Raw genomic sequence first — 10,749 nt, 5'->3', positions numbered from 1 at the left:
AATCTGCAAGCGCCGGCCAGGGCTTGAAGGCGACACTGTGGCTCAACCAGCGGAGCCTGTTATGAACCTTTTCCTGTATTTACTCACCGTGCTGATCTGGGGCACCACCTGGATCGCCCTCAAGTGGCAACTGGGCGTGGTGGCGATTCCCGTGTCGATCGTCTATCGCTTCGCCCTGGCGGCGTTGGTGTTGTTTGTGCTGTTGCTGCTCAGCCGCAAGTTGCAGGTGATGAACCGGCGCGGGCATCTGATCTGCCTGGCTCAGGGGTTGTGCCTGTTCTGTGTGAACTTCATGTGTTTTCTCACGGCCAGCCAGTGGATTCCCAGCGGGCTGGTGGCGGTGGTGTTTTCCACGGCGACGCTGTGGAATGCCCTGAATGCGCGGGTGTTTTTTGGCCAGCGGGTCGCGCGCAATGTGTTGATGGGCGGCGGCCTTGGCCTGCTGGGCCTGGGCCTGTTGTTCTGGCCGGAGCTGGCGGGGCACACCGCGAGCCCGCAGACCTTGCTCGGGCTGGGTTTGGCGCTGTTGGGGACGATGTGTTTTTCGGCTGGCAATATGCTTTCGAGCCTGCAGCAGAAGGCGGGGTTGCGGCCGTTGACTACCAATGCCTGGGGCATGGCATATGGTGCGGTGATGTTGGCGACCTATTGTGTGGTGCGCGGTATTCCGTTCGAGATGGATTGGAGTGCGCGGTATGTCGGGGCGTTGGGGTATTTGGTGATTCCGGGGTCGGTGATTGGGTTTACGGCTTATCTGACGCTGGTCGGGCGTATGGGGCCTGAGCGGGCGGCGTATTGCACGGTGTTGTTTCCGGTGGTGGCGCTGAATGTGTCGGCGTTTGCCGAGGGGTATCAGTGGACTGCGCCGGCGTTGATGGGGTTGGTGTTGGTGATGGTGGGGAATGTGTTGGTGTTTCGTAGGGGTAAGGTGGTTCAGGCGGGGGAGGCGGTGTTCAGGGCGAAGCAAGTCTGAGGTGGGAGGGGGGGTTAAGGTGGGAGGGGATTGCTTTAGGTGGGAGGGGGCTTGCCCCCGATAGCAGTGGGTCAGCTACAAATAAGTGACTGACCCACCGCTATCGGGGGCAAGCCCCCTCCCACATTTTCAGCATTTCAGTATTTTCAGTATTTTCAGTATTTTCAGTATTTCAGTATTTATTGGGTTTGGTTGGGGGATCTGGGTTATTTGAGGCCTAGGCGCTTGGCCATGCGGCCTAGGTTGGCGCGGTCCAGGCCTAGTTCGCGGGCGGTGCTGGCCCAGTTGTGTTGGTGGCGTTCCAGGCAGGCGTTGATGACTTGGCGCTGGTAGTGTTCGGTGGCCTGACGCAGGTCGCCGCCGGCGATGGCGGTGACTTCGGGTGGGGGGGCGATCGGCGCTGCGCTGACGTCGGGCAGGTCCAGGTCTTGGGCGCTCAGGCTGAGAATCTTCGGACGTTCGCGACAGTTTCCCAGGGCTTTCAGTGCGCTGCGTCCGATCAAATGTTCCAGTTCGCGCACATTGCCCGGCCAGTTGTAGGCCAGCAACGCGGCTTGGGCGTCGCTGCTCAGGCGCAGACTGCCCAGGCCCATGCGCGAACGGTTCTGTTCGAGAAAGAACCCGGCCAGCAGCAATACATCGCGCCCGCGCTCGCGCAGCGCCGGCACTTGCAGCGGGTAGACGCTGAGGCGGTGGTAGAAGTCGGCACGGTAGCGGCCGTTGCGCACTTCTTCGGCCAGGTCGCGGTTGGTGGCGGCGATCAGGCGCACGTCCACTTGATGTTCCTTGTCCGAGCCCAGGCGCTGCAGTTGGCCGCTTTGCAGGACGCGCAGCAGCTTGGCCTGCACCGTCAACGACAGCTCGCCGACTTCGTCCAGAAACAACGTGCCGCCGTTGGCCAGTTCGAATTTGCCCCGGCGCTCGTTCAGCGCGCCGGTGAAGGCGCCGCGCACGTGGCCGAACAGCTCGCTTTCCACCAGGGTTTCCGGCAGGGCGGCGCAGTTGAGGCTGATCAGCGGCTTGTCCGCACGGGACGATGCGGCGTGGATCGCCTGGGCTACCAGTTCCTTGCCGACCCCGGTTTCGCCGGTGATCAGCACGGTGAGGTCGCTGCCGCCCACCAGGTTGATTTCTTCGACCAGGCGCTTGTGGGGCTTGCTCTGGCCGATCATCTCTTTGTGCTGCTGGCCGCTGGCCTGGCGGTAGATCTCGGCACGCTGGCGTTCGTCTTCGGCGCGCAATGCCAGGTGTTCGATGCGTTCGGCGACGTTGACCGTGGCGGCGGCGAGGCTGGCGAAGGCTTGCAGGGCATCCAGCTCGACCCGTTCGAAGCGCTCGGTGTCGAGGGCGTCCAGGGTCAGCAGGCCCCACGGTTTGTCATCGACATACAGCGGGCAGCCCATGCAGTCGTGAATTTCGAGGTGCCCGTGCAGGCCGTCCACCAGGCCGTCGTAGGGGTCGGGCAATTCACTGTCGCTGTCGAAACGCGTCGGGCCGGGGCTGCCGAGCAGCACGGCGAAACGCGGGTGTTCGCTGACCTTGAAGCGTCGGCCCAGGGTATCGGCGCTCAAGCCGTCCACTGCCAGCGGCACCAGCGACTCACCGTCCAGGCGCAACAGCGCGGCGGCGTCGCACGGCAGCAGGGCGCGCATGGCTTGCAACAGGCGGCGGTAACGCTCGCCTTCGGGCAGTTCGCGGGACAGGTCGGCGACCAGGGGGAGCAGGGTGGTGAGCAGCGATTGCGCAGTCATAATGACTCCTTGTAGTCCTTATGACTATAAGGCGTAGGAGGTCATACTGACTACAGGTAATTTAACTGATTGAAATCAAACGATTTATTAGTTGGCATGAATACTGAGTACTCCAAGGCAATCAGTAAAGAAGCCCAGGAGGCTCCATGCTTAGTGCCCAAGACCGTGCCATCATCAAATCCACCGTGCCCCTGCTGGAAAGCGGCGGCGAAGCGCTGATCACCCATTTCTACCGCATGATGCTCTCCGAGTACCCGGAGGTGCGCCCGCTGTTCAACCAGGCGCACCAGGTCAGCGGCGACCAGCCCCGTGCCCTGGCCAATGGTGTGTTGATGTATGCACGACATATCGACCAGTTGGATCAACTGGGTGATCTGGTGGCGAAGATCATCAACAAACACGTGGCCTTGCAGATCCTGCCGGAACATTACCCGATCGTGGGGGCCTGCCTGCTGCGTGCGATTTCCGAAGTGTTGGGCAGCGAGATTGCCACTCCCGAGGTGATGAGCGCCTGGGGCGCGGCCTACGGTCAGTTGGCGGACATCCTGATCGGCGCCGAAGCTGCGATCTATGACGAGAAAGCCCAGGCGCCGGGCGGCTGGCGGGGTGCGCGGCCGTTCAAGCTGGTCAAGCGCGTGGAGGAAAGTGCCGAAATCACGTCCTTCTATTTCGCCCTGCTGGACAACGGCCCGATCCTCGCCGCCGAGCCCGGTCAGTACATTGGTATGACGCTGCTGCTCGATGGCGAAGAAGTGCGCCGCAACTATTCCTTGTCGGCCCTCAGCGATGCCGGCCAATACCGCATCAGCGTCAAGCGTGAAGCCGGTGGGCGGGTGTCCAACTACCTGCATGATCAATTGCAGGTCGGCGCGACGATCGACCTGTTCCCGCCAGCGGGCGAGTTCACCCTGGCCGCCAGCGATAAACCGCTGGTGCTGATCAGCGGTGGGGTGGGCATCACGCCAACACTGCCGATGCTCGAAGCGGCCCTGGCCACCCAGCGTCCGGTGCATTTTATCCACTGCGCGCGTAACGGCGGGGTGCATGCGTTTCGGGAATGGGTCGACGCCCTGGCGGCCAAGCATCCGCAGCTCAAGCGCTTCTACTGCTATGACGAGGACGATGGCGTGAGCCCGGCAGGCGACACCGTGGGCCTGCTGAGCCAGGAACAACTGGCGGCGTGGTTGCCTGAGCAGCGCGACCTGGATGCGTACTTCCTCGGCCCTAAAGGCTTCATGGCCGCAGTCAAGCGCCACCTCAAGGCCTTGGGCGTACCCGAAAAACAAAGCCGCTACGAATTCTTCGGCCCAGCCGCCGCCCTCGAATAACCCCCCCCCCCCCCCCACACACACACACACCCATACACCTGTAGGAGCGAGCTTGCTCGCGAAAAACTCAAAGACGCCACGTTCATCCAGGATGCACGCGTTATCGTTGACGTTCTTCGCGAGCAAGCTCGCTCCTACAAGTGGCGTATTAAACGCCACCTCAAGGCCTTGGGCGTACCCGAAAAACAAAGCCGCTACGAATTCTTCGGCCCGCCCCCCGCCCTCGAATAACCCCCCCACACATACACCTGTAGGAGCGAGCTTGCTCGCGAAAAACTCAAAGACGCCGCGTTCATCCAGGATGCACGCGTTATCGTTGACGTTCTTCGCGAGCAAGCTCGCTCCTACAAGTGGCGTATTAATCCGCCGTTAACCCCCTTCTGTTTAAACCACTCTCTGTGTGTAAACTTGCCGCCACAGGCACAACCAAACAAAGGGATACGGAGATGAGTGACGAATTGCGTTTAGGCAGGGAGCGGCGCTTTCTGGTGTTGCTGGGCATCATCTGCCTGGCGCTGATCGGCGGTGCGCTGTACATGCAGGTGGTGTTGGGCGAAGCGCCGTGCCCGCTGTGTATCCTGCAGCGCTATGCCTTGCTGTTGATTGCCGTTTTTGCGTTTATTGGTGCGGCTATGCGCAACAAAGGGGCGATCACGCTGTTTGAAGGGTTGGTGGTGCTCAGTGCCTTGGGCGGTGTGGCGGCTGCCGGTCACCATGTGTACACCCAGTTCTTCCCTGAGGTCAGTTGCGGCGTGGATGTGCTGCAACCGATCGTTGACGGCCTGCCCCTGGCCAAGGTGTTTCCGCTGGTTTTCCAGGTCGACGGCTTCTGCAGCACGCCGTACCCGCCGGTGCTCGGTCTGTCGCTGGCGCAGTGGGCGCTGGTGGCGTTCGTGCTGACGGTGATCCTGGTGCCCCTGGGCATCTACCGCAATCGCCAACGCAAAGCCTGAGCCATTCATTGAAACGCTCCGGCCTTTCTTAAAGGAAAGCCGGGGCGTTTTTGTTTGTAGGGATTTTTGAAGGGACAGTGACGCGGGACAATTTTGACGACGCGCAGTGTGCGACATGTTGTCACACAGGCGCTGTCGCAGGGCGTTTCCGAGCCGTCACAACGCCGCTTGAATTTACCCATGGCCGTTAATGTGTGCTGTCAGTTCATCGTTTGAGCAACACCGCGAATAGCGCGCCGTTCGCGGCTTTCGGTGGTCAGCGAGTGCCCTGTTTTATGGGGGCTTGGAGCGCTTTTTCAGGCCCTTACGGCGGGTAAGGGGTGTGGCAGTTTGCCCTATAACACGGCATTTTTTGTGGTTTTTGTTGAGAATCCAACGCGATAAGATCGCGAACCTTTGCAAAATAGGTGAAGGATTATTGCTGGAATCGATAAAAATTATTTCTTTATAAGTCATGGTTTATACATCGCTAGCTAACTACAATCGCCCGCACTGAATGTCCGGTGCTGTTCAATATTTGAGCATTGGAGCGGTCGAGGGGCAGATGGATGGCTCTGTGCGACCCCAGGTTCCGGCAGCCTTTCAACTATCCGCACCAAATGGAATTGGTCTGTAACAAGGCCTTTAACCACGAAATCGAATAAGAACTCACCGCAGGTCCGCGAACCGTCCAATCAGGGCGCACGGGCAGGCTCTTATTCAATCGAAGAGAAATGCCAACCCTTGGCAGGGTGAAGTGTTGGCGATCAAAACCCAACTGCATTGCGCAAGCTGCTTTAGAGGTCGTGAGATGAGTAAAAACAGGTACCCCCGATTACTAGGCTTTTTGCCGCTGCTTGGCATGATGTTAATGCTGGGAGGCTGCAAGTGGTCCTTGCTCGACCCAAAAGGACAGGTCGGTCTGGATGAACGCAACCTGATCATCACTGCCACCCTGCTGATGTTGCTGGTCGTGGTCCCTGTGATCATCATGACCTTCGCCTTCGCCTGGAAATACCGCGCGTCGAACACCAAGGCGACTTACGCGCCGAAGTGGTCGCACTCCACCAAGATTGAAATCGCGGTGTGGCTGGTTCCGATCCTCATCATCATTGCCCTGGGTTATGTGACCTACAAGTCCACCCACGCGCTGGACCCGTACCGTCCGCTGGACTCCGAGGTCAAGCCGATCAATATCGAAGTGGTCGCGCTGGACTGGAAGTGGCTGTTCATCTACCCGGACCTGGGTATCGCCACCGTCAACAAGATCGTGTTCCCGGAACATACCCCGGTTAACTTCAAGATCACCTCCGACACTGTGATGAACTCGTTCTTCATCCCGGGCCTGGGTGGCCAGATCTACGCGATGGCCGGCATGCAGACCAAGCTGCACCTGATTGCCAACCAGAAAGCTGAAATGGACGGCATCTCCGCCAACTATAGCGGCGCAGGTTTCACCGGCATGAAATTCAAAGCGATCTCGACGAGCCAGGAAGAATTCGACGCCTGGGTAGCCGAAGTCAAGGCCGCACCTAAACAGCTTGATCAAGCTGAATACGAAGCCCTTGCCAAACCAAGCCAGAACAACCCAGTCGCGCTGTACTCCACTTACACGCCTGACCTGTTTCAGAAAGTCGTCGACAAGTACGAAGGCATGAAACCAGGCAAGCCGGTCAAGCACGAGAAGAAAGAAGTGGCTGCGGTTGAAGGTTCTGACACGGGCTCGCATTCAACTGCTGGGGCAGAGGAGTAAACGATGTTTGGTAAATTAAGTTGGGATGCGGTCCCGTTCCACGAGCCGATTGTGATGATTACCATCGCCATGATCGCGCTGGGTGGTCTGGCACTGGTTGGGGGTATCACTTACTTCAAGAAGTGGACCTACTTGTGGACTGAGTGGCTGACTTCGGTCGACCACAAGAAAATCGGTGTGATGTACATCGTCGTTGCCATGGTCATGCTGCTGCGTGGTTTTGCCGACGCCATCATGATGCGTACCCAGTTGGCCATGGCCACTGAGGGCGCGCCAGGCTACCTGCCGCCTGAACACTATGACCAGATCTTCACCGCTCACGGTGTGATCATGATCATCTTCATGGCGATGCCTTTCTTCACCGGCCTGATGAACCTTGCAGTGCCGCTGCAGATCGGTGCCCGCGACGTTGCCTACCCGTTCCTGAACTCCCTGAGCTTCTGGCTGCTGGTGTCTGGCGTGGTGCTGATCAACGTGTCCCTGGGCGTCGGCGAATTCGCCAAGACCGGTTGGGTTGCGTATCCGCCATTGTCGGGCCTGAAATACAGTCCGGGCGTGGGTGTGGACTACTACATCTGGGCGCTACAGTTATCAGGGCTCGGGACGACGCTGACGGGGGTCAACTTCCTGGCCACCGTGCTGAAAATGCGCGCCCCTGGCATGAAGATGATGGACATGCCGATCTTCACCTGGACCTGCACCTGGGCCAACGTGCTGATCGTGGCTTCGTTCCCGATCCTCACCGCTACGCTGGCACTGCTGTCGCTTGACCGTTACCTGGATTTCCACATTTTCACCAACGAACTTGGTGGCAATCCAATGATGTACGTGAACCTGTTCTGGGCATGGGGTCACCCTGAGGTGTACATCCTGATCCTGCCAGCGTTCGGTATCTTCTCCGAAGTGATCTCGACCTTTACCGGCAAGCGCCTGTTCGGTCACCACTCGATGGTCTACGCCTCCGGTGCGATCTCGGTACTGGGCTTCATGGTGTGGCTGCACCACTTCTTCACCATGGGTTCGGGGGCCAGCGTCAACGCCTTCTTCGGCCTGGCGACGATGCTGATTTCGATCCCGACGGGGGTGAAGCTATTCAACTGGCTGTTCACCATCTACCACGGCCGTCTGCGTATGACCAGCCAGGTCGTGTGGACACTGGGCTTCATGGTGACCTTCGCCATCGGCGGTATGACCGGCGTACTGCTGGCCATCCCGGGTGCTGACTTCGTGCTGCACAACAGCTTGTTCGTGATCGCTCACTTCCACAACGTGATCATCGGCGGTGCGGTATTCGGTTACATCGCTGGTTTCAGCTTCTTCTTCCCGAAAGCGTTCGGCTTCAAGCTGCACGACGGTTGGGGCAAGGCTGCATTCTGGTTCTGGATCTCGGGCTTCTTCGTCGCGTTCATGCCGCTCTATGCACTGGGCTTCATGGGCATGACCCGTCGTCTGAACGCCACCACCAACCCTGAGTGGGTGCCGTACCTGTACGTCGCCATGGTCGGTGCAGTGCTGATCGCGGCGGGTATCGCCTGCCAGCTGATCCAGCTGTATGTCAGCGTGCGTGACCGCAAGCAGAACATGTGCGAGTCGGGCGACCCATGGAACGGCCACACCCTGGAATGGTCGACTTCGTCGCCACCTCCGTTCTACAACTTCGCCGTGATTCCTACCGCGAACACCATCGATGCGTTCACCGAAGCCAAGGAAAACGGTACTGCGTACCAGCGGCCTAAGCACTACGAACCGATCCACATGCCAAACAACACCGCCACTGGCGTGGTGATGGGTGCGCTGTTGACCGTGTTCGGTTTCTCGATGATCTGGCACATCTGGTGGCTGGCAATCGTGAGCCTGGTGGGCACCATCGGCTACTTCATTGTCCACGCTGCACGTGATGATCAAGGCTACATGGTGCCGGTCGAAACGATCGAGCGCATCGAAGCCGAGCAGCACGCTCGCCTGGTGGCCGAGAAGAAGATCCCGGCCAACCGTGTAGAAACCTCGTTGGAACAGGCTTAAACCATGTCGAACTTAGTGACCAATGCTGGACACGCCCATGTCGATGACCATGGGCACGATGACCATCACCACGACTCGGGCCCGGTAACCGTCTACGGTTTCTGGCTCTACCTGATGACCGACTGCATTTTGTTTGCGTCGATCTTCGCGGTGTACGCGGTACTGGTAAACAACGTAGCGGGTGGCCCGGCGGGCCACGACATCTTCGAACTGCCTTACGTGCTCGGCGAAACCGCCTTGCTGTTGTTCAGTTCGATCACCTACGGCTTCGCCATGTTGTCCTTCTACAAGGGCAACAAGCAGGGCGTACTGACCTGGTTGGGCCTGACCTTCCTGTTCGGCCTGGGCTTCATCGGCATGGAGATCAACGAGTTCCACCTGCTGATCTCCGAAGGCTACGGCCCGAGCCGCAGCGGCTTCCTGTCGGCGTTCTTCACGCTGGTGGGGACCCACGGTCTGCACGTGACATCTGGCCTGATCTGGATGGCGATGATGATGTATCAGGTCAATAAACACGGCCTGACCAACACCAACAAGACTCGCCTGAACTGCCTGAGCCTGTTCTGGCACTTCCTGGATGTGGTCTGGATCTGCGTATTCACCGTCGTCTACTTGATGGGGACCCTGTAATGGCTAATGCACACTCCCATGACAGCCATGATGCGAGTCACGGCAGCGTAAAGACTTACGCTATCGGCTTCATCCTGTCGGTCATCCTGACCCTGATCCCGTTCGGCCTAGTGATGTACCCAACCTTGCCGAAGTCGATCACCTTGATGATCGTCCTGGCGTTCGCGGTGATTCAGGTCCTGGTTCACCTGGTGTACTTCCTGCACCTGGACCGCTCCGAGGCCCAACGCGAGAACGTGATTGCGTTCGTGTTCGCAGGCCTGGTGATCGTTCTGCTGGTTGGTCTGTCGCTGTGGATCATGTTCAGCATCCACACCTACATGATGGCGAAGTGAGGTAAGACCCGATGTCGCTTAAGCACTTTATCCAAATCACCAAACCGGGGATCATTTTCGGTAACGTGCTTTCTGTGGCAGGCGGCTTCTTCCTGGCCTCCAAGGGACATGTCGATCTGGCCATCTTCCTGGCCGCCATGATCGGCACGTCCCTGGTGGTAGCTTCCGGTTGTGTGTTCAACAACTGCATCGACCGCGACATCGATATCAAGATGGAACGCACCAAGAATCGCGTGCTGGTCCAGGGTCTTATTTCCCTGAAACTGGCACTGCTGTTCGCGACCGTCCTGGGTGTTGCCGGCGTGGTGTTGTTGTACAAGGTGGCCAACCCGTTGGCGGCGCTGTTTGCCGTGATCGGCTTTGTCATCTACGTCGGCCTCTACAGCCTGTACCTCAAGCGCAAGTCGGTTCACGGCACGCTGGTGGGCAGTCTGTCGGGGGCGATGCCGCCGGTGATTGGTTATGTGGCTGTGACCAATAGCTTCGACATGGCCGCGCTGGTGCTGCTGGTGATGTTCAGCCTGTGGCAGATGCCGCATTCCTATGCCATCGCGATCTTCCGTTTCAACGACTACCTGGCTGCGTCGATTCCGGTTCTGCCGGTCAAGCGCGGCATCCAGGTGGCGAAGAAACACATCCTGCTGTACATCCTGGCCTTCCTCGTGGCGACCTTGATGTTGACCTTCAGTGGCTACGCCGGCATGAGCTACCTTGCCGTCGCCGCCGCCATGGGCATGTACTGGTTGTACATGGCCTGGACCGGTTACAAGGCGGTGGACGACACCGTGTGGGCACGCAAGCTGTTCGTGTTCTCGATCTTCACCATCACCGCGCTCAGCGTGATGATGTCCCTGGATTTCCAGGTGCCGAGAGAGCTGTTGCTGACCTACGCGCCCTGAGTGGTTCCAAGCAGTGAACAAGCCCCGCCTTCGTGAGAAGTGCGGGGCTTTTTCTTGGGCGCGGGATTAAATCGGCCGGCGCCTTTCTCGTCATACCTCACTGTACGAGCTGTGCGAATCCATTAC

At 59.0% G+C, this 10,749-nt stretch carries 9 protein-coding genes and 1 pseudogene; 8 read left to right on the top strand and 2 right to left on the bottom strand.

Going from position 1 to position 10,749, the window contains the following annotated elements:
* The first annotated feature begins 61 nt into the window (after nt 1–61).
* The gene (locus MOQ67_RS26395; RefSeq protein WP_448125410.1) at nt 62–973 is read left to right on the top strand and encodes a DMT family transporter; all 912 of its coding nucleotides are present in this window, start codon (nt 62–64) and stop codon (nt 971–973) included.
* 206 nt (nt 974–1,179) lie between these two features.
* Here the strand turns inward: MOQ67_RS26395 and norR are convergent, their stop codons facing one another.
* Nucleotides 1,180–2,724 carry a nitric oxide reductase transcriptional regulator NorR gene (gene norR, locus MOQ67_RS26390; RefSeq protein ID WP_017846719.1) on the bottom strand — a complete coding sequence of 515 codons (1,545 nt, stop codon included), beginning with the start codon at nt 2,722–2,724 and terminating at the stop codon, nt 1,180–1,182.
* 146 nt (nt 2,725–2,870) lie between these two features.
* On the opposite strand from norR, the gene hmpA reads away from it, so the two are divergent.
* Nucleotides 2,871–4,052: an NO-inducible flavohemoprotein gene (hmpA, locus tag MOQ67_RS26385; RefSeq protein ID WP_448675715.1), complete on the top strand. Its 1,182-nt coding sequence runs from the start codon at nt 2,871–2,873 to the stop codon at nt 4,050–4,052.
* 446 nt (nt 4,053–4,498) lie between these two features.
* Entirely contained in the window at nt 4,499–5,005 is a 507-nt protein-coding gene (locus MOQ67_RS26380; protein WP_017846721.1) for a disulfide bond formation protein B, read from the top strand.
* Nucleotides 5,006–5,478: 473 nt separating this feature from the next.
* Here the strand turns inward: MOQ67_RS26380 and MOQ67_RS26375 are convergent.
* Nucleotides 5,479–5,768: pseudogene (locus MOQ67_RS26375) on the bottom strand (hypothetical protein).
* Between the two features lie 27 nt (nt 5,769–5,795).
* Here MOQ67_RS26375 and cyoA point away from each other — a divergent pair.
* Genes cyoA through cyoE form a run of 5 tightly spaced genes read left to right on the top strand, consistent with a single transcriptional unit; the run spans nt 5,796 to nt 10,623 of the window.
* Nucleotides 5,796–6,737, top strand: coding sequence for a ubiquinol oxidase subunit II (cyoA, locus tag MOQ67_RS26370; protein WP_026139992.1), 942 nt, complete (start codon nt 5,796–5,798; stop codon nt 6,735–6,737).
* 3 nt (nt 6,738–6,740) lie between these two features.
* Nucleotides 6,741–8,759, top strand: a complete 2,019-nt coding sequence (gene cyoB / locus MOQ67_RS26365; protein WP_017846723.1) for a cytochrome o ubiquinol oxidase subunit I — start codon at nt 6,741–6,743, stop codon at nt 8,757–8,759.
* Between the two features lie 3 nt (nt 8,760–8,762).
* Nucleotides 8,763–9,389, top strand: coding sequence for a cytochrome o ubiquinol oxidase subunit III (locus MOQ67_RS26360; protein WP_017846724.1), 627 nt, complete (start codon nt 8,763–8,765; stop codon nt 9,387–9,389).
* Nucleotides 9,389–9,724: a cytochrome o ubiquinol oxidase subunit IV gene (gene cyoD / locus MOQ67_RS26355; RefSeq protein WP_017846725.1), complete on the top strand. Its 336-nt coding sequence runs from the start codon at nt 9,389–9,391 to the stop codon at nt 9,722–9,724. Before MOQ67_RS26360 ends, cyoD begins: the two co-directional genes overlap by 1 nt.
* Nucleotides 9,725–9,735: 11 nt before the next feature.
* The gene (gene cyoE, locus MOQ67_RS26350) at nt 9,736–10,623 is read left to right on the top strand and encodes a heme o synthase (RefSeq protein ID WP_017846726.1); all 888 of its coding nucleotides are present in this window, start codon (nt 9,736–9,738) and stop codon (nt 10,621–10,623) included.
* Nucleotides 10,624–10,749 lie beyond the last annotated feature (126 nt).

Source organism: Pseudomonas sp. LY-1 (assembly GCF_053502595.1).
This window is presented reverse-complemented; position numbering and strand designations above follow the sequence as displayed.